Source organism: Enterobacter sp. CCUG 70166, assembly GCF_020224095.1.
Classification (GTDB): Bacteria; Pseudomonadota; Gammaproteobacteria; order Enterobacterales; family Enterobacteriaceae; genus Enterobacter; species Enterobacter intestinihominis.
The window spans coordinates 1-19,031 of record NZ_NRIQ01000018.1 but is presented as its reverse complement, the minus strand read 5'-3'; the positions used below and the strand labels follow the sequence as shown (position 1 = coordinate 19,031).

The 19,031-nt window shown below is 53.0% G+C and carries 22 protein-coding genes and 1 pseudogene; 13 read left to right on the top strand and 10 right to left on the bottom strand.

Annotated elements, in window-relative coordinates:
* Positions 1-30: 30 nt before the first annotated feature.
* On the bottom strand, positions 31-1,020 hold the full coding sequence (gene araF / locus CKK19_RS08765; protein WP_023300466.1) for an arabinose ABC transporter substrate-binding protein AraF: 990 nt from the start codon (positions 1,018-1,020) through the stop codon (positions 31-33).
* Between the two features lie 316 nt (positions 1,021-1,336).
* Positions 1,337-1,894: a DJ-1/PfpI family protein gene (locus CKK19_RS08760; protein ID WP_063853304.1), complete on the bottom strand. Its 558-nt coding sequence runs from the start codon at positions 1,892-1,894 to the stop codon at positions 1,337-1,339.
* A 504-nt stretch (positions 1,895-2,398) separates the two neighbouring features.
* On the opposite strand from CKK19_RS08760, the gene CKK19_RS08755 reads away from it, so the two are divergent.
* Both CKK19_RS08755 and CKK19_RS08750 read left to right on the top strand, forming a co-directional pair.
* On the top strand, positions 2,399-2,902 hold the full coding sequence (locus tag CKK19_RS08755) for a non-heme ferritin-like protein (RefSeq protein ID WP_063853247.1): 504 nt from the start codon (positions 2,399-2,401) through the stop codon (positions 2,900-2,902).
* A gap of 512 nt (positions 2,903-3,414) precedes the next feature.
* Complete coding sequence (locus tag CKK19_RS08750) at positions 3,415-4,758, top strand: anaerobic C4-dicarboxylate transporter (protein ID WP_063147768.1); 1,344 nt, start codon at positions 3,415-3,417, stop codon at positions 4,756-4,758.
* Positions 4,759-4,838: 80 nt separating this feature from the next.
* Here the strand turns inward: CKK19_RS08750 and CKK19_RS08745 are convergent, their stop codons facing one another.
* Positions 4,839-5,090 carry a DUF2766 family protein gene (locus tag CKK19_RS08745; RefSeq protein ID WP_003859683.1) on the bottom strand — a complete coding sequence of 84 codons (252 nt, stop codon included), beginning with the start codon at positions 5,088-5,090 and terminating at the stop codon, positions 4,839-4,841.
* A gap of 106 nt (positions 5,091-5,196) precedes the next feature.
* A complete protein-coding gene (gene azuC, locus CKK19_RS08740; protein WP_003859682.1) occupies positions 5,197-5,280 on the bottom strand; it encodes a stress response protein AzuC in 84 nt (27 codons plus the stop codon).
* Between the two features lie 214 nt (positions 5,281-5,494).
* On the opposite strand from azuC, the gene CKK19_RS08735 reads away from it, so the two are divergent.
* Positions 5,495-6,913, top strand: coding sequence for an MFS transporter (locus tag CKK19_RS08735; protein ID WP_225455097.1), 1,419 nt, complete (start codon positions 5,495-5,497; stop codon positions 6,911-6,913).
* Positions 6,914-6,955: 42 nt separating this feature from the next.
* Here CKK19_RS08735 and CKK19_RS08730 read toward each other — a convergent pair whose 3' ends face one another.
* Positions 6,956-7,594 carry an RpiB/LacA/LacB family sugar-phosphate isomerase gene (locus CKK19_RS08730; RefSeq protein WP_063853249.1) on the bottom strand — a complete coding sequence of 213 codons (639 nt, stop codon included), beginning with the start codon at positions 7,592-7,594 and terminating at the stop codon, positions 6,956-6,958.
* 245 nt (positions 7,595-7,839) lie between these two features.
* On the opposite strand from CKK19_RS08730, the gene yecR reads away from it, so the two are divergent.
* Together yecR and ftnA are read left to right on the top strand one after the other, a co-directional pair.
* Complete coding sequence (yecR, locus tag CKK19_RS08725) at positions 7,840-8,178, top strand: YecR family lipoprotein (protein ID WP_022648524.1); 339 nt, start codon at positions 7,840-7,842, stop codon at positions 8,176-8,178.
* A gap of 200 nt (positions 8,179-8,378) precedes the next feature.
* A complete protein-coding gene (gene ftnA, locus CKK19_RS08720; RefSeq protein WP_022648525.1) occupies positions 8,379-8,876 on the top strand; it encodes a non-heme ferritin in 498 nt (165 codons plus the stop codon).
* 36 nt (positions 8,877-8,912) lie between these two features.
* On the opposite strand, the gene CKK19_RS08715 is transcribed toward ftnA, so the two are convergent.
* Entirely contained in the window at positions 8,913-9,149 is a 237-nt protein-coding gene (locus CKK19_RS08715) for a YecH family metal-binding protein (protein WP_022648526.1), read from the bottom strand.
* 191 nt (positions 9,150-9,340) lie between these two features.
* Here CKK19_RS08715 and tyrP point away from each other — a divergent pair, with 191 nt between their 5' ends.
* On the top strand, positions 9,341-10,552 hold the full coding sequence (gene tyrP, locus CKK19_RS08710; RefSeq protein WP_225455096.1) for a tyrosine transporter TyrP: 1,212 nt from the start codon (positions 9,341-9,343) through the stop codon (positions 10,550-10,552).
* Between the two features lie 28 nt (positions 10,553-10,580).
* Here the strand turns inward: tyrP and CKK19_RS08705 are convergent, their stop codons facing one another.
* On the bottom strand, positions 10,581-11,249 hold the full coding sequence (locus CKK19_RS08705; RefSeq protein WP_038416285.1) for a YecA family protein: 669 nt from the start codon (positions 11,247-11,249) through the stop codon (positions 10,581-10,583).
* 410 nt (positions 11,250-11,659) lie between these two features.
* Here CKK19_RS08705 and CKK19_RS08700 point away from each other — a divergent pair, with 410 nt between their 5' ends.
* The 6 genes from CKK19_RS08700 (at position 11,660) to CKK19_RS08675 (ending at position 17,269) form a co-directional block, all read left to right on the top strand.
* Complete coding sequence (locus CKK19_RS08700) at positions 11,660-12,781, top strand: branched-chain amino acid ABC transporter substrate-binding protein (protein ID WP_023300472.1); 1,122 nt, start codon at positions 11,660-11,662, stop codon at positions 12,779-12,781.
* A gap of 68 nt (positions 12,782-12,849) precedes the next feature.
* A complete protein-coding gene (locus CKK19_RS08695) occupies positions 12,850-13,764 on the top strand; it encodes an ABC transporter permease subunit (protein WP_003859667.1) in 915 nt (304 codons plus the stop codon).
* 11 nt (positions 13,765-13,775) lie between these two features.
* On the top strand, positions 13,776-15,050 hold the full coding sequence (gene livM, locus CKK19_RS08690; RefSeq protein WP_023300473.1) for a high-affinity branched-chain amino acid ABC transporter permease LivM: 1,275 nt from the start codon (positions 13,776-13,778) through the stop codon (positions 15,048-15,050).
* A complete protein-coding gene (locus CKK19_RS08685; RefSeq protein WP_023306508.1) occupies positions 15,047-15,922 on the top strand; it encodes an ATP-binding cassette domain-containing protein in 876 nt (291 codons plus the stop codon). Before livM ends, CKK19_RS08685 begins: the two co-directional genes overlap by 4 nt.
* Before the next feature lie 56 nt (positions 15,923-15,978).
* Entirely contained in the window at positions 15,979-16,635 is a 657-nt protein-coding gene (locus CKK19_RS08680) for an ABC transporter ATP-binding protein (RefSeq protein WP_225455095.1), read from the top strand.
* Positions 16,636-16,798: 163 nt separating this feature from the next.
* Positions 16,799-17,269 (top strand): hypothetical protein, encoded by a 471-nt coding sequence (locus CKK19_RS08675; RefSeq protein ID WP_038416290.1) that lies wholly within the window; start codon positions 16,799-16,801, stop codon positions 17,267-17,269.
* Positions 17,270-17,274: 5 nt separating this feature from the next.
* Here CKK19_RS08675 and CKK19_RS08670 read toward each other — a convergent pair whose 3' ends face one another.
* From CKK19_RS08670 to CKK19_RS08660, 3 genes are read right to left on the bottom strand one after another with little or no spacing between them, the layout of a single operon-like run.
* Positions 17,275-18,201: a LysR substrate-binding domain-containing protein gene (locus CKK19_RS08670; protein WP_063853250.1), complete on the bottom strand. Its 927-nt coding sequence runs from the start codon at positions 18,199-18,201 to the stop codon at positions 17,275-17,277.
* A gap of 29 nt (positions 18,202-18,230) precedes the next feature.
* A complete protein-coding gene (locus tag CKK19_RS08665; RefSeq protein ID WP_063853251.1) occupies positions 18,231-18,554 on the bottom strand; it encodes a hypothetical protein in 324 nt (107 codons plus the stop codon).
* A 2-nt stretch (positions 18,555-18,556) separates the two neighbouring features.
* Positions 18,557-18,871, bottom strand: coding sequence for a DUF4225 domain-containing protein (locus CKK19_RS08660; protein ID WP_225455094.1), 315 nt, complete (start codon positions 18,869-18,871; stop codon positions 18,557-18,559).
* Between CKK19_RS08660 and CKK19_RS25330 the strand changes: the two are divergent.
* Positions 18,809-18,940: pseudogene (locus CKK19_RS25330) on the top strand (integrase); the annotation flags it as partial. The gene CKK19_RS08660 and the pseudogene CKK19_RS25330 overlap by 63 nt on opposite strands.
* Positions 18,941-19,031 lie beyond the last annotated feature (91 nt).

Genomic DNA, 19,031 nt, shown 5'->3' with positions numbered 1-19,031 from the left:
ACGGCGTGTGAGGGGCGCAATCACAGCGTATTACTTACCGCCCAGTCCTTTTTTCGCCAGCTCCTCTTTGAAATTATCGCGGGTGATCAGCACCACATCGGTCACTTCGGTGAATTTCGGCGGCTCAACCCCCTTGGTCACCCAGTTGTAAAGCATTTCGCTGGATTTATAGCCGTGGACATCCGGGCTTGGCAGCAGAGAGCCGTAGAAGCCGGTCGCCTGCGCTTTAGACAGTTCGCTCACGGCGTCCACGCCGTTGATGCCGATCCCGATAATGTCCGGTGCTTTAAAGCCCTGGCCTTCCGTTGCACGCACGCCGCCCAGCACGGTGTTATCGTTCATCCCCACCACCAGCCAGTGTTTCACCTCCGGATGCTGGACGAGCATAGAGTTCGCCGCATCAAAGGCGCCCGGGATATCGTTGGATTTGGTCGGGACTTTGTAGATTTGTTTTTCCGGGAAGCCAGCCGCTTTTAGCGCGTCCATGGAGCCCGTGGTGCGACGACGGGCGGTATCCAGCTCGTCAGCGGTAATCGCCATCACGGCGGTCTCTTTTACATCCCAGCCGCGTTTTTGCATCTCTTTATAGAGCTCCTGGCCCTGACGCTCGCCGATTTTTGTGGCCGCCATCATCACCAGCGGAACGGTATCCATCGGTTTGCCTTTGGCATTCACGAACTGATCGTCCACCGCAATCACTTTCATGTCATAACCGCGCGCTTTCGCGGCTATCGCTGAACCCAGCTTTGGATCCGGCGTACAGATAACGAAACCTTTCGCGCCGCTCGCCGCCAGGCTATCTATGGCGTTAAGCGTTTTCTCGCCGTCAGGTACGGCGATTTTAATTACCTCAAATCCCAAATCTTTTCCGGCTTTATCAGCAAATTTCCATTCGGTCTGGAACCACGGTTCTTCCGGCTGTTTAACCAGAAAACCGAGCTTTAAATTTTCAGCGATAGCGGATTGTGACATAACGGCAGCCAGGCCGATGGCCGCCAGCGCTTTAGTAAATTTGTGCATGGTAAACTCCAGCTTTAGCATTCTTATCTGTAGGGAATAATGGCGAACAACTTATTTAATCGGACTTAAAACAAGGCATTAGCGCTTACCTCGTCATAAGCGTTATTGCTGGTGATAGTTTTAGCGGGAAATTAATCATCCATAAGAGAGCGACATCACACCGCAGAATTACAGTAATTGCGTACATAAATTCAGCGAAAAATGACATAAAAAAGGACGTAATTGTCCTACAAATGGAAAGGAGTTAAGCAGGATTATCCATAAGGTCAGCTAAGAAATCCCTGTAACCCGGACGCCTTAGCGTCCGGCAGAAAATTTACCAGCGGTAATAGATGTGTTCAGCATGATCGCGCACGGGGGCATCGTTGCCCAACAGACGCGCAGAGAGCGTCAGCGCAAAGTCAAAAGCGTGCCCCAGCCCCTTGCCGCTGATGAGGTTGTTATCCTCCACCACCGGCGCATCCACATATACTCCATCATCAACGGTCTGCCAAAGATCGCCGGAACAGACGTAGCGCCGCCCCTTCAGTAGCCCGTTTGCGCCCAGCACCCGCGCAGCCGCAGAGCAGATCGGGCAGATGAGTTTGCCGTGCTCGTCATGCGCGGAAACAAAGCGTATCACCTCCTGGTTAGCCGCAAGATTGATACTCCCATGCGGCCCACCGGGTAACACGACCGCGTCATACAGCCTATTAATACGTTCCGTTAAGGTACTGTCAGCCACCATGGGGATATTGTGGTAACTCACTACCGCACGGGACTCCGCGCAGGCCAGCATTTCCACCTCAATCTGCAAGCGACGCAGGATATCAACTGTGATAATCGCTTCTGCTTCTTCAAAACCAGGTGCCAGCAGCACCGCAACTTTTGTCATCATAAACCCCTACAAGTGAAAAGATATAAAACATCGTTTCATTTTCCAGATTTGTTAGATAACAATCTTACGACGCGATCACAGAACGGTATATTATGTGAAAATTGATTTAGCTCAAATTTGCTACAGCAGGATATATTTGCAGTTATTATTTCTGATTTAACACTTTCACAGAATTTCCCGCCACAGAAGGTTTCCTGAAACGATAAAAATGGGAAGAAATGATTTTAATATCATTAAAATCATATAGATAAAAAATATTATATCTCGTCACCTGTTTTCTGTTCTGCGCTATATTTAAATTTGTAATGTATGGTAAACACAGCCCAACTAAGAGTTTTCTTAATTCAAAGAGAAGCGTATGCTTATTTAAATCGAACACAGGACGTGAATTTTCGAGTTTGTTTACCTTGCAGAAATCTTTTTCTGTTATTCAATCGTCAGTACCTGCCGGGTCAGGTTTCGTAGCGGACATCAAGTCCCACAGTCAATAAGGATATGAGTATGACTACCCAAACGATGATGCAAAAACTGAATGCCCAGATGAACCTGGAGTTTTATGCTTCAAATCTGCATCTGCATTTGAGCGCCTGGTGTTCCAGAAAAAGCCTCAACGGCACTGCCACATTCTTTCGTACTCAGGCGCAAAGTAACGTCACGCACATGATGCGTGTCTTTAACTTTTTGAAAGCCATCGGCGCCAATCCCACTGTCAAAGAGTTTGAAACGATTGAAGATAATTACTCTTCTCTGGAGGAACTGTTCCAGAAAACGCTTGAAGAGTATGAGCAACGCTGTACGAAGCTGAACAAGCTGGCCGATGAAGCCAAAGCGCAACAGGACATCATTACCCTCAAGTTTTTACGTGATATGGACAGAGAGCAGCAGCAGGATGGCATGCTGCTGAAAACGCTCGCAGACGAAATCCGCAACGCGAAACGCGCGGGGATCTGTCTGGAGCAGACGGACCGCCATCTTCTCGACATAGCTACCGTGCAACACCACTAAGTTCCTTCACCCGCTCCCGTCAGGGCTGAGAGTTCCCCACAAAATAATGCCTGCACAGACGGCCCCCTCTCCCTTGAGGGAGAGGGCTGGGGTGAGGGGGAACATACGGCTCTGGTGGTCATTCCGTTCACTTTANNGGCGACCCGGGCTTCCGGCGGAAAATCGCCGCTTCGCGGTACCTTCGGCTTATTCCTTCCGGCTTATCGGGGACGGGCGGAGGTAACATCCCTGTAAAGCCCGCCCTCTCGGCGCATCCCTGCGCCTCGCCCCGGCCTACAGGAAACGCCTCAGCGATTTACAGCCGGACCGAGGCATCGCTGAAAGCCTTCAGTTATTCTGAAGGCAACGTTATCGCTTTTGCTTTCAAATTACTGGGGATCCCTCAGCCCGTCAGGGAGTGGGTGCCAACTCCCTGCTTTTGCTGACATTTAACAAATCAGATCTTGCTCCCAATGAATAACCACACATCGTGTAATGATTTGTTTAATTACATTCATTAACGAGGGAGCATCATGATCACCATTGAGTTTATTGTCATTATCCTCTGCCTGCTGGTAGGTACCCGCTTCGGCGGGATGGGCCTGGGGCTGATAAGCGGCATCGGCCTGTTTATTTTGAGTTTTGTCTTTGGTCTGCAACCCGGTAAACCGCCGGTTGACGTGATGCTCACGATCCTCGCCGTCATCGGCTGCGCGGCAACACTACAGACCGCCGGTGGCCTGAACGTGATGATGCAATTCGCAGAGCGCCTGCTGCGAAAACATCCCCAGCACATCACCCTTCTCGCGCCGTTTACCACCTGGATGTTGACCTTTCTCTGCGGGACCGGCCACGTCGTCTACACTATGTTTCCCATTATCGCGGATATCGCCCTGAAAAAAGGCATTCGCCCGGAACGGCCGATGGCGGTGGCCTCGGTGGCCTCACAGATGGCGATCACCGCCTCCCCCGTTTCCGTGGCCGTCGTTTCGCTGGTCTCAATTCTGGGTGCGCAGAACGGTATCGGCCACGCGTGGGGGATCCTCGAAATCCTCGCCGTTTCCGTACCGGCCTCACTGTCTGGCGTCGCCATTGCGGCACTGTGGAGCCTGCGCCGGGGGAAAAACCTCGCAGACGATCCTGAATTTCAGGAAAAGCTGAAAGATCCGAAACAGCGGGAGTTTATCTATGGGGGAACGGAGACGTTGATGGATCAGCGTTTCCCTAAACAGGCCTACTGGTCAACGTGGATCTTCTTCGCCGGGATTGCGGTTGTGGTCCTGCTGGGTGCGTTGCCCGAGTTGCGTCCGGCGTTTGAGATCAAAGGCAAAATGACGGCCCTGTCGATGAACCTTGTCATTCAAATGATGATGCTTATTGCCGGGGCCATCATGCTGATGACCTGTAAGGTTAATGCGTCGGCCATTTCAAACGGAGCGGTATTTAAGGCGGGGATGGTCGCCATCTTCTCGGTGTTTGGCGTGGCATGGATGAGCGATACCTTTTTCCAGGCGCATCTCGACGAACTGAAAATGGCACTGGAGGGGGTAGTGAAGAGTCATCCCTGGACGTATGCCATCGTGTTGTTTCTGGTGTCGAAACTGGTCAACAGCCAGGCCGCGGCCTTAACCGCAGTCGCCCCGATGGGGTTGATGTTAGGCATCGATCCGAAAATGCTGGTGGCCTTCTTCCCGGCCTCCTACGGCTACTTTGTGCTGCCCACCTATCCGAGCGATCTGGCCTGTATTGGATTCGATCGCTCCGGCACCACCCGCATCGGTAAATTCATCATCAACCACAGCTTTATTCTGCCGGGCCTGATTGGCGTCAGCTGTGCCTGCGTGGTGAGCTATCTGCTGGTGCAGACGTTCTTTTGAACCTTCTGCGGGCGACAGACTCTGTCGCCCTTCGACGTAAAATCAGAAAACGGTTTCTAATTTTAAAACATCGGTTTATTTTAGTGTGACTCACCCTGCGGCGTGAAGCGCAGTTCAATCAGCGCGATCGCTTTCTGGATCGCGCGGAGCGTAACCGGGTCCGCCGCAGCAGGATGATTGGTGAAATCGATGTTTTTTAGCTGGGTCGACATCTTTTCGCGTACCTCAACCGGCGCGATAACGTCAATCACATCAAGGATTTGTTTGATAACCAGCTGGCAGGCGACGACGTCAGATACCAGTTCCTGATCGGCGCTCAGGTTTTGTGACATGGGGTTCTCCTTATTCAAAGGCCGCCATAGTAGCAAAACAGACGCCCTTCCATCTCCCTCTCGTCGTCCGCAGACATAAAAAAACCTGCCGAAGCAGGTTTTTTTATCAGAACATCGCACCCGGTGGGACGTCTTTAAACGTTGTGCAGTAGTTAGCCCACATGCTTTTCAGGATTTTGCGCAGTTTCATTATGTTGCTCCAGTAACGTGTTATGCAGGTGTTATTATCAATACGCTTATAATATGACCACCATCACAAAAATCAACCATTTTGTGACCTGCATCACGGTTAATAAACCCTCAGTGCTGCCAGTTTGTTAAAAAAAGGCATGATAAATCCGCACGTTACAGACTTATAAATTCCAGTAAATTTTTATAAAATTTTTTGAGCGGGCAGGAAGAGAATGAGTGAAAACGTATCCGGCAAAGAGAGCCATGGATTATCGCCTGCGGCACTGCTGGTGGCCGGTGCTTTCTTTATGGAGTTTCTGGACGGGACGGTGATCGCCACCGCATTGCCGGATATGGCAAAAAGCTTTGGCATACAGGCCGTGGATCTGAATATCGGCATCAGCGCCTACCTGATCACCCTTGCCGTGCTGATCCCCGCCAGCGGCTGGATCGCCGACCGCTTCGGCGCGCGAAAAGTATTTGCCCTCGCGCTGGCGATCTTCACGCTGGCCTCGGTATTTTGCGGCCTGTCCACCACGCTCGAGGAGTTTGTCGCAATGCGCGTCTTCCAGGGCATTGGTGGCGCGCTGATGGTGCCCGTGGGTCGCCTGGCCGTGTTACGTACAACGCCAAAGCATCAGCTCATCACGGCAATCGCCACCCTGACGTGGCCTGCGCTGGTCGCGCCGATCATCGGCCCGCCGCTGGGCGGGTTCATTACAAGCTATGCCGACTGGCGCTGGATCTTCTTTATTAATGTGCCGCTGGGGATAATCGCCATTTTGCTGGCACTGCGAATCATTCCGGACCTGCATGAAGATACGCGCCGACCGTTTGACTTGCCGGGTTTTGTGGTCACCACCCTTGCCATGGTGAGCCTGGTTTATGCGATGGAGTTGATGGGCGCAGAGCCTCTGCGGACAGAATTAACCGCCACGCTGTTTATCGTCGGTGTCGTCGCGTTGAGCCTGGCGCTTCGCCACTTTAAGCGGGCAACCTGGCCGATGATCAGGCTCGATGCGATGCAAGTGCCGACGTTTCGCGTCACCCTGTACGGCGGATCGCTGTTTCGCGCCTCCATCAGCGCGGTTCCGTTCCTGTTACCGCTGATGTTCCAGGTCGGCTTTGGCATGGACGCGTTCCATTCTGGCCTGCTGGTGCTGGCCGTTTTCGTAGGCAATCTCACCATTAAACCGGCGACGACGCCCCTGATCCGCAGCCTGGGGTTTAAGCGGCTGTTGCTGATTAACGGTTCACTGAATGTCCTGGCGCTGCTGGCCTGCGCCTTTCTTACGCCGCAGACTCCTGTGTGGCTCGTCATGCTGATCCTCTATCTGGGTGGCGTTTTTCGTTCGATCCAGTTTACAGCCATCAGTACGCTGGCCTTTGCGGATGTACCCTCTGCGCAGATGAGCTATGCCAATACGCTGTTTTCAACCGCAACGCAGCTTGCCGTGGGACTTGGGATCACACTCGGGGCAATTGGTATTCGTATCGGGGAAAAAGTCAGTGAGACGATGGGGATTGCCGGCATGCCGGGAATGAGCTTCCGGCTGGCATTTGTGGCGATCGCGCTGATCTGCCTGGTGGGAATGGTTGACACGCTGCGTCTGACCAAAAATGCAGGCAGCGCGGTATCATCGAAAAAGTAAGGCTCTGTGCCGGGCGGGCAACGCACCGCCCGGCAAAGGAAATCAGCCAACAATACCGCGCACGAAGGCTTCGATCTCTTTGTCCTGGCAGTTCTCGAAGAAGCACTGCTGGAAGCGCTGGCCTGAGACGGCGGTTTTAACCAGCTCAGGATCGATTGCACGCAGGGTATCCAGATAGTTTTCTTTTACCACCGCCGCTTTCACCTGGTTCAGAATACCGGCGTTACGCACCTGCGGCTCCTTACGCTCTGGTGGATAGCCTTGGCCATTGCGTCCGGTAAACGCTTTCTCAAAGATAAAGCGTACGTTCAGTTCTGCCCCCCAGCCGAAGCCCTTCGCAAACGGCAGAGAAAGCGCGTTACCGTTGTTGATTTGCGCGAACAGGAAAGCATCCGCAGGATCGATGCAGTAACCGCAAATCACACCCGGATGGATGTTCAGGGACATTAACGCGCCCTGCCCGGTACCGCAGCCGGTGACAACAAAATCAACGGCTTTTGCGTTAAGCAGAATGCTCGCCATGATGCCCAGGTGAATATAAGTGAGATGATGATCGTTCTCATCACTCATACCGACGTTATAGACCGGGAAACCTTTCTCATCAGCAACGGCTTTCAGCTCATTAAGGATGATGGGATTCTTAGCGGCCTGGCTGTTTTCCATCATCAGTGCAATTTTCATCTTGTCTCTCCTGAATGCATGGCGGGCGATCCCGCTGTGGATACCTTTTCAACTTAACCTTACTATCAAACAAACGCACTTTCAAATTAAGTGAAAACTTGTTTTAAAAAACAAAGATGCGCTCACAATTTCGCGCGGTGGCCCGGCTCGTTGTAGAGTGAAAGGTCAGATCCTCCGGCTATTCCGGCCATTGCGTCCCGTCGCGTTGGTTACAATGGCGTATTTCCCGTCACGCAGAGTGAAACATGAAACGTGTAATCATAGCCGGAACGATCCTGTTGCTCGCCGGGTGCAGCATCAACCGTCAGGCAGAAGTCAGTAGTACGGATGCCCCAAACGGAATTGTGCGCCTCGACTATGGCCAGACCATGCTCCAAAACGCCTGGTCTGATGACTATGTTAATAACGGTACGGCAACAAAGGCCTGCCAACGCATGGGCTACGCCTCCGCGTCAGCCTACGGGCAGCCGATTAAAACCTGCACCCTGATCAGCGGTTCACTCTGTCTGAACGAAAGTGTGACCATTCAGTATAAATGTCAGGGATATGCCGTTACCTCTTCCAGCCAGAATCCGTGGTATTAACCGCGACTGCCAGTCACGCTGGCAGTTTATTTAATAAGAACAAAAATAATTCTCATTAATAAATATAAATGGCGGCAATGCGTTTTATTCCCATTCGTATTTTTAATAAATAAATATTTATTTTACTTTTTGCAAATAATTAAATAACAAATTATAGTGTCGCTCATCGTGAACCAGAATTAATAAACCGGAGCTGCACCATGTTAAAAACTGAAATGATCGACAAGCTCAATGCGCAAATGAATCTTGAGCTATTTTCTTCCCTGCTTTATCAGCAGATGAGCGCCTGGTGCAGCTATCACAGCTTTGAAGGGGCTGCCGCCTTCCTGCGTCGTCATGCCCAGGAAGAGATGACGCACATGCAGCGTCTGTTTGATTACCTGACGGACACCGGCAGCCTGCCGCGCATTGATAACGTGGTATCGCCTTTCGCCGAGTACGGCTCTCTTGATGAACTGTTCCGTGCCACCTATGAGCACGAACAGCTGATCACCCAGAAAATAAATGAACTGGCTCATGCCGCCATGACCAGTCAGGATTATCCAACCTTTAATTTCCTTCAGTGGTATGTGGCTGAACAGCACGAAGAAGAGAAGCTGTTTAAATCCGTGCTGGATAAATTATCTCTGGCAGGTAAATCCGGGGAAGGTCTGTACTTCATTGATAAAGAGCTGTCGACGCTCGACACGCAGAATTAATAGAAAAGCGGTGCTGAGTTTTCAGCATCGCTTTATTCAATGACGGCAAATTTTACTTTCGTGCGTGGAAAATCCGTCTGCTGCCGGAATGAATTTTCCGCGCGCCGCCAGAAACGCCACCAGCTCCGCGGCTGTCATTTCCGAAGCTGAACAGGTATGGAAACGCGCCGCTTCGCCAAAGCGGGCATGTATCGCCTCAACCAGACTCTCCTTCGTATAGCGCTCACCTGACTCAATCATCATATTCAGCACGTCGTGTCCGTGAATTGACATGGTTACCTCTCGTAAATAAAAAGCAGACTAAACGCTCCCTCCACGGCACGCTTTGCGCTGGCGCAGGTTACCCTTTTCTTTTTGTAAATTAATCATTACACCCTATGTAACGGTGATTTGACGAGATGGGGCTTTTCCCTTACTCTGCGCCGCAGAATGAGTCGCGGTATGGAAGCGTTGAAGAGGAAAGCGTGAAGAACAGAACTCTGGGAAGTATTTTTATCGTCGCCGGGACGACAATTGGCGCAGGAATGTTGGCTATGCCGTTGGCTGCCGCTGGCGTCGGGTTTGGGGTTACCGTAGTACTGCTGGGCGGTCTTTGGGCCCTGATGTGTTACACCGCGCTATTATTGCTGGAGGTTTATCAACATGTCCCTGCCGATACCGGCTTAGGCTCCCTGGCTGCACGCTATCTTGGACGCTACGGGCAGTGGATCACCGGTTTCAGCATGATGTTCCTGATGTACGCGCTGACCGCCGCCTACATCAGCGGCGCCGGGGAGCTAATTGCGTCAAGTATCAATGACGGCTTCGGTGCGTCGCTTTCACCGGAAACAGGCGCCATTGTCTTTACGCTGATCGGTGGCGGTGTGGTTTGTGCGGGCACGTCGCTGGTCGATCTGTTTAACCGTTTTTTGTTTAGCGCCAAAATTCTCTTCCTTGTTGTGATGCTGATGCTGCTGGCACCGCATGTGCACAAGGTTAACCTGCTCTCCCTCCCGCTGGAGAAAGGTCTGGCGCTTTCGGCCATCCCGGTGATTTTCACCTCTTTCGGTTTTCACGGCAGCGTGCCGAGCATCGTGAGTTATATGAACGGTGATATTCGCAAGCTGCGCCGCGTCTTTGTGATCGGCAGCGCCATTCCGTTGATTGCTTACCTGTTCTGGCAGCTGGTGACGCTGGGCAGTATTGATTCCACCACCTTTATCGGCCTGATGGCAGAGCATTCTGGTCTGAATGGATTCCTGGTTGCCCTGCGTAACGTGGTGGCCTCTTCACACGTGGAGCTGGCGGTACATCTGTTTGCAGACCTGGCGCTGGCAACCTCCTTCCTCGGCGTGGCGCTTGGCCTGTTTGACTATATGGCGGATCTGTTCCAGCGTCGCAATACCGTTGCCGGACGCTTACAGACGGGGGCGATGACCTTCCTGCCGCCGCTGGCCTTCGCGCTCTTTTATCCGCGCGGGTTTGTGATGGCGCTAGGGTATGCTGGCGTGGCGTTATCGGTACTGGCCCTGCTGCTGCCTTCCCTGCTGGCGTGGAAGAGCCGCCAGCAACATCCGCAGCAAGGATACCGCGTGGCGGGTGGTAAGCCGCTGCTGTGCGTGGTGTTTGGTTGTGGGGTGGTGATTATTCTGGTGCAGATTTTGATTGCAGCGGGGATGCTGCCGGAAGTGGGATAAAAAAAGGGGCTATGAATAGCCCCTTTTTTCAGTGCAGACAGCAACTCTTAAACTTCTTACCGCTCCCGCACGGACACGGATCGTTACGTCCCACCTTCGACCCGTTCACGATCGGCTTTTTCGCTTCCGGCTGCTGCGGATTAGCCACCCAGTAGTTGTACAAACGCAGCGCCGCAGGCTGAATGCTCTCGATGCTGGCCATATACTCCTCTTCGGTCAGCGCTTCCAGCTTCTCGCTGTGCTCTTCCGTTCCGTGCAGGGCAATCACCGCCAGATCCGCTTCCAGCGCTTCCGGCAGGGATGACCAGTCCGTCAGCGCCACGCCGCGCATGTAGCCATAGCACCACTCTTCCACTACGGTATAGCTCTGACCGTCAACGTCGTTATAGCCAAACAGCGGTTCAAACTGATCCGGGTATTCGCTCAGGCGCTCGGCAATATCGTTCATGTGCTTAAAGCAGAGATCGATAAAACGGTTCATCTCACGATCGTTTTTCCAGCGCGGAATATACTTCTCGCCACCCCATACCGCCACCAGCCAGGTGTCGGGCTCCACCACAACGGGACCGGAAAGTACTGCGGTAAGCATGCCGTCCAGTTCGGACACGTCAATCACGGATGCATCGTCGTGTCCGTAAGAGATTAATGTCTCTTCCAGCCACGCCATCTCGCTTTCATTTAATGGGCCTTCAGCCATTGCTGATACTCCTGATAAAAAAAACGATCCTGACATATATCGCCGCGCATGCCTATCTGAAGTTTAGGTCTTTATTGCTGCAAAAACGTGCAAATCGTGACCGTTGCACAACTTATGGGCTTTGTTGTTAAGGAGATGTGATCTCCGCTGTAAATTCATCTCATCCCGCAAAGGCGCATAAAACGGCGCTCTATACTCAACGTGTTGTGACCCGGTCAAGGGATTAACCATTCTGGCAACCTTTTTGCTTAATGTTCTGCGCGCTTCGCGGTGCGTGGGATCCTCGCCGTATTAAGCACGAGATTGCTTCTAAAGTGCATTTTGTTCTCGCTCTTGTTTTTGGATTTACGATCCATCAGGCGTTCGGGTTTCTACCTGGTGCAAAAACCTCTTTGCTAAGGAACATAATAATGTCGCTGAAATTTACCAAAACTCCCCTCTCCCTGTTGCTGGCCGGTTGTCTGGTGACGGCCTTTTCTGCACAGGCCGATATCGTGATCGGCGTGGCCGGGCCGTTCACAGGCCCGAACGCAACCTATGGCGATCAATACTGGCATGGCGCTACGCAGGCGGCGGAAGACATTAACGCCGCTGGCGGGATCAACGGTGAGAAAATCAAACTGGTTCAGGGCGATGACGCCTGCGAACCCAAACAGGCCGTTGCCGTCGCCAACCGCTTAGTCGATCAGGATAAAGTGAAAGCGGTCGTCGGCCACTTCTGCTCCTCGTCGACCATGCCCGCCTCCGAGGTCTATAGCGATGCCGGGATCCTCTCCATCACCCCCGGCTCAACGAACCCGCTTATTACCGAGCGGGGCATGAGCGATATGTTCCGCATGTGCGGACGTGACGACCAGCAGGGCCAGGTCGCCAGCGATTTTATTCTTGATAAGCTTAAAGCCAAACGGGTCGTCATCATCCACGATAAAGACACCTACGGTCAGGGGCTGGCGGACGCCACTAAAGCGGCGCTGGCGAAACGCGGCGTTAAGGAAGTGATGTACGAAGGGTTGTCCCGCGGGGAGAAAGACTTTAACGCGCTGGTGACCAAAATTGGCGCACAAAAACCAGACGTGGTGTTCTTCGGGGGCTGTCACCCGGAAGCGGGCCCGCTGGTTCGCCAGATGCGTGAACAGGGCGTGCAGGCGAAGTTCTTCTCGGGAGACTGTATCGTCAATGAAGAGATGGTCACCGCCGCCGGTGGGGCGCAGTACACCAACGGTATTTATATGACCTTCGGTAAAGACCCGCGCCTGATCCCGGACGGAAAAGCCGTCATCGAGAAATTCCGCGCCGGTAAATTCGAACCAGAAGGATACACCCTCTACGCCTACGCGTCTGTGCAGGCTATCGCAGCGGCATTCAAGGCCACGAAAGGGACGGATTCCGCAAAAGCCAGCGAGTGGCTGAAGGCCAACCCTGTCGACACGGTGATGGGTAAAAAAGCCTGGGACAGCAAAGGTGACCTCAAAGTGTCTGACTACGTGGTCTACCAGTGGGACGACAAAGGCAAATATAAAGAAGTGCCATAACGGGACGGAATCTGCTCAACGCCGGCAGGTCTGACTGTCGGCGTAACCCTTTATTCAGGTGCGCGACCATGAGTACATTCTTCCTGCAACAATTAATTAATGGCTTAACGCTGGGTTCGGTCTATGGTCTTATCGCCATCGGCTACACCATGGTGTACGGCATCATCGGTATGATCAATTTCGCCCACGGCGAAGTGTATATGATCTCCGCCTATCTCTCGGCCATTGGCCTGGCCCTGCTGGCGTTTTTTGGACTCCACTCCTTTCCGCTGCTGATCCTGGGAACCCTGGTTTTCACCATCGTGGTCACCGGCGTTTATGGCTGGACGATTGAGCGCATCGCCTATAAGCCGCTACGCAATTCGACGCGTCTGGCGCCGCTGATTTCGGCCATCGGGATGTCGTTGATACTGCAAAACTACGTCCAGCTCAGCCAGGGCCCACGGCAGCAGGGCGTACCGACCATGCTGGATGGTGTGCTGCGTTTTCACCTCGGCGAAGGGTTTGTCCAGATAACCTATACCAAAGTCTTTATTCTCATCGCCTCGTTCGCGGGCATGCTGGTGCTGACCTGGATTATCAACCGTACCCGCTTAGGGCGCATGTGCCGCGCGGTGCAGCAGGATCGTAAGATGGCCTCCATTTTGGGTATCAACACCGACAGAATTATTTCGCTGGTGTTTGTTATCGGCGCAGCCATGGCTGGGCTGGCGGGCGTGCTGATCACCATGAATTACGGCACCTTTGATTTTTACGTCGGGTTCGTTATCGGCATCAAGGCCTTTACGGCGGCGGTGCTGGGTGGCATCGGCTCTCTGCCCGGTGCGATGCTTGGCGGGCTGATTCTGGGCGTCGCAGAAGCGCAATTCTCCGGGATGGTGAACTCGGATTATAAAGACGTGTTCTCGTTTGGATTGCTGGTATTAATCCTGATCTTCCGTCCTCAGGGGCTGCTGGGCCGCCCTGTCGTGGCTAAAGTGTAAGGAACAACGCGATGACCTCTGACGGCTTTTCCCTGAAGCGCTGCATTCTGGACGCGATTTTTTCCGGAATGATCGCCCTGATTATTTTCGGCCCGATTGCGGGCGTCATACTGGATGGTTACAGCTTTACCTTTGACGGCCAGCGGCTGGCGTGGATTGTAGGCACGGTGATGGTGGGACGCTTTTTGCTGAGCGCCTTTTCAGCTACGGCGGCCGGAAGACGTTTACAGGCGCGGTTTGAATCTGACAATGCGGGGGTGTATGTCCGGCCACCGGCGTATAAAAGCCGCATGCGCTGGATCATTCCGCTGATTGTCACGCTGGCGATCTGCTTCCCGTTTGTGGCCACAAAATACGTTCTGACGGTCGCTATACTCGGACTGATCTACGTCCTGCTCGGTCTTGGGCTGAACATTGTCGTTGGCCTGGCAGGGCTGCTGGATCTGGGTTATGTCGCCTTCTATGCCATCGGCGCTTACGGACTGGCGCTCGGGTATCAGTATCTGGGGCTTGGGTTCTGGAGCATGCTGCCGCTGGCGGCGCTAATGGCTGCGGGCGCGGGCGCCCTGCTCGGCTTTCCGGTGTTGCGCATGCACGGGGATTATCTCGCCATCGTCACGCTCGGGTTTGGCGAGATCATCCGTCTGGTGCTGAACAACTGGCTTACCTTCACCGGCGGGCCTAACGGCGTTTCAGCCCCTGCCCCGACCTTTTTTGGCCTGGAGTTTGGCCGACGCGCCAAAGAAGGCGGCGTCCCTTTCCACGAGTTCTTCGGCCTGACCTATAACCCCAACATGAAGTTTATTTTCATCTATGCAGTGCTTTTCCTGGTAGTCATGCTGGTGCTGTACATTAAACACCGGCTGACCCGAATGCCCATTGGACGGGCGTGGGAAGCGCTCCGTGAGGATGAAATTGCCTGCCGTTCCATGGGGCTCAACCACGTTCTGGTCAAACTCTCGGCCTTCACCCTGGGCGCATCGACGGCAGGTATCGCCGGGGTGTTTTTTGCCACCTGGCAGGGGTTTGTTAACCCCACCTCTTTCACCTTTTTTGAATCGGCCCTCATCCTCGCGATTGTGGTCCTGGGCGGGATGGGCTCCACCGTCGGCGTCGTACTGGCCGCCTTTGTGCTGACCGTCACGCCGGAACTGCTGCGCAGCTTTGCGGAATACCGCGTGCTACTGTTTGGCATGCTGATGGTGGTGATGATGATCTGGCGTCCTCGCGGTCTGATCCGCATCAACCGCAGCGGATTTGCCGTGCGTAAAGGAGTGGCGCCATGAACGCAACGATTTTGCGTGTAGAACATCTGATGATGCACTTCGGCGGGATCAAGGCCTTAAACGACGTCAATCTTGAGGTGCAGCGCGGCTCTATTACTGCACTCATTGGGCCTAACGGCGCGGGAAAAACAACCGTCTTTAACTGCCTGACCGGTTTCTACCGGGCCTCCGGCGGCAACATTCTGTTCAATGCACGAAATAAAACCACCAATGTCATTCAGGTGCTCGGCCAGAAACTCCAGCCGGGCGACTGGCTCAGCCCGGCGCAGCTTGGTCAACGCCTGTTCTATAAGATGTTTGGCGGCACGCATCTGGTGAACCGCGCGGGTCTTGCGCGCACGTTTCAGAACATCCGCCTGTTCCGCGAGATGTCCGTTGTGGAAAACCTGCTGGTGGCACAGCACATGCGCGTCAACCGCAATCTGCTGGCGGGGGTGCTGAACACCCCTGCGTATCGTCGGGCAGAGAACGAGGCGCTGGACCGGGCGTTTTACTGGCTGGAGGTGGTGGATCTGGTAGATTGCGCGAACCGTCTGGCCGGGGAAATGTCCTATGGCCAGCAACGACGCCTCGAAATCGCCCGCGCCATGTGCACCGGCCCGGAGATGATTTGTCTCGATGAACCTGCTGCCGGCCTGAACCCGGTGGAGACGCACAAGCTGAGCGAGATCATCCGGTTCCTGCGCGACCACCACGACATCACGGTTTTGCTGATCGAGCATGATATGGGGATGGTGATGGGCATTTCAGATGACATCATTGTGCTCGATCACGGCGATGTGATTGCCAGAGGTAAACCGGCTGAGATCCAGCACAATGAAAAAGTGATTGCCGCGTATCTGGGCACCGACGAAAGCGAGGTAAATCTGTGAGCGCACCGATGCTTCAATTTCATAATGTGGACGTTTTTTACGGGGTGATCTAGGCGTTGAAGCAGGTTTCACTTGAGGTAAACAAAGGGGAAACCGTGGCCCTGATTGGCGCTAACGGCGCGGGGAAGTCAACATTACTGATGTCTGTCTTTGGTCAGCCCCGGATCCGCAACGGGCAGAACCTCTTCTGCGGCGAGGATATCAGCCACAAATCCACCCACTATGTTGCCACCGGCGGCATCGCGCAGGCACCTGAGGGACGACGCATTTTCCCGGATATGTCTGTAGAAGAGAACCTGCTGATGGGGACAATCCCCGTCGGCAATCAGCATGCAGCTGAAGATATGCAAAGCATGTTCGACCTCTTCCCTCGCCTCAAGGAGCGGCGTAATCAGCGGGCGATGACGCTTTCCGGCGGTGAACAGCAGATGCTGGCTATCGCCCGGGCGCTGATGAGCCGTCCTAAACTTCTGCTGCTGGATGAACCCAGCCTCGGCCTCGCACCAATCGTGGTTAAACAGATCTTCCATACGCTGCGCGAACTGGCCCGTAACGGAATGACGATTTTTCTGGTCGAGCAGAATGCCCACCACGCGCTGAAGTTGTCCGACCGCGGCTATGTGATGGTTAACGGGCAGATTCGGTTAAGCGGCAGCGGCGAGGCGTTGCTGAAGGATCCGGAGGTGAGGAAGGCGTACCTGGGCGGCGTGTGAAGCCTGGAGGTTATAGTGAGAAAAACTCACAGTGATTGCCATTATTAATCGTTTTTCTGATGCGACCACATTCAAATATCATCTTCACGACCCGCCTTTGCGCGGGTCGATAAAACGTTCAGCCGCAAACTGAATAATAATGATAAGAGGATCCGGGGCAAATATGACACTTGATGCGTTATATCAGTTATTGAAAACTGTATTACCACCTGACACCGATTCAGCCGATGATTTACAGGATTTTATGGCCATGCTTATGGCTAAGAAACATCACTCTGAGGCTCTTTCACCGTTTTCGCAGCGCGTATACATGCTGTCCGTTGCCCATCGCGACCCTAAGCAAGCGGCTGCGCTGATTTCAGCCTGTCATCCTGAAGCAGGAAAGCCCCTTCCGCTGCTCGACTTCTCCGGCTGGCCGCACGTGCGCTACGCCACGTCGGGTGAATTACAGACGCCTGAGACTGAAGAATATTTTCACAGGATTTCGTCTGCCGCCACGATATTACGCGGTGCAATTATTGACGCTGAGCAGCAGAAAAACACGCCAGCATTTTATATTCTGGATAAGGTACTCAGCCTGAACAGCGCTTTGCCAGAACGCTATAAAAAGATGGCAAACATCTCTTACTCATAACGGTATTAATAAACCCGGCTTTCATCGTATTCCAGGTAATCGATATCCAGAGCCGGAACGACCGGGGTATGGTTTTGCAGCCAGCCCAGAAGGTGCTGGATGCTCTCTCTTTTGAGCGAATTTTTTGGCCAGACGAGGTAGTAACCATCTCCCGTCGCGATAGCTTCCCTGAACGGCAGGCCCAGCAGGCCGCTTTTCAGGGCATCAAGCGTGAGATGCAGGTCGGCGATAGCGATGCCGTGCCCGTTCATCGCGGCGATACTTCCCTGTTCAAGGGTATCAAACACCATGCCGCTGCTCATATCGAGCCCCGGAAACAATCCTGTTCTTCGCAGCCAGCGCCGCCAGTCACGTCTGTCCGGTGAAGGATGGATCAAATCGCATTGCGAAAGCTGCTGCCGGGCCGGTTCGATAAGCGATGGGGTGCAAACCGGGATAAGCCATTCATGAAAAAGCAGCTGGCTTTCCGTTGTCTCACCAAAACGGCCATTACCGAGAAGGATGGCGCAGTCGTATGGCTCAAGACTGAAATCAACGGTGTCAATGTCCATCCAGACGCTGGCAATCTCCACCTGCGGTTTTGGATGGTTGTTGCGAAAAGATCGCAGCACGTCGAGAAGCCATCTCATGGTCAGGGTGCTGGGTGTTTTTAACCGCAGCAGATGGTTTTCACTGCGAAATGCCCGGCAGGCCCATTCAATGCTCGTGAAGCTTTCGTTAAGCTGTCCGGCAAGCACTCGCCCGGCTTCAGTGACCTCCACGCGAGGACCTAGCCTTTTGAAAAGCTCGCAGTCGAACCACAGTTCAAGGGTACGGACATGTCTGCTGACCGCGCCCGGCGTAATATTGAGCGTTTCAGCAGCTTTACTGAAGGAGTTCAACCGCGCAGCAACTTCAAACGCACGCAGTGCATACAATGGCGGTAAAGACATAGCGTCCCTTAAATGAAAAATTCATTATGCTAAAACTTGTTCCGGGGCAACGCCAGCAAGTAAATTATGGAGAAAAACAATGATCCCCAATATACCGAGTCATAGCGATAGGGGTCAAAATCTATATGCAAAAAGCTGCTGACAAACTCGTAGCCATTGGCAAAGATGTTTATCTGAACGGCTGCAATAGCGATTACAAACACCCTATACGCGATAAATAGCGGGTATTTATGCAGCCTGTGAACTTTTAGTTTGCCGAGATAAAGCAAGAAAAAAATTGCAATAGATACAATGAAATAGGCCACGGCAGGCCAAAAAGGTGGATGAAGCGAAAATTCTAACTCTTGAGACATAATCAATTCTCTTTTGCTATCTGGTACATCTGCCAACCCGTAATGCTCCCACTGGTCAAATCCAGCGCCATTGCGGTTTTAGATGCCTCTTGCCAGCCTCTGATATAAACGGATTGGATATTGTGGAATAAACTCCAGGACTTCTCTCTGGGACCCAAAACTTTTCTGCCCGCACCATATGCCGATAAAGAGAGATCAACGACGCCATAGACTAACTCAGCCTGGTTATTACCATAACCTAACTTCGTAGCAGCAAATCTAAAGGGATATCGGATCTGGAAGGAACGCTTAACGAAAAACAGGGAATCGCTGGTCATAAAAACGCGTCACAGACAGCACGTTATGATAGAAAAATTCCTATAGTTCCGGTAGTCGGAGGGCAGTAATGCCCTCTTTTTATGGTGAAGCCGAATGGAGAAAGAATGGCGAATGGCGAAAATTAGGCAATAAAAAACCACCTTTCTGAAGTGAACCCCG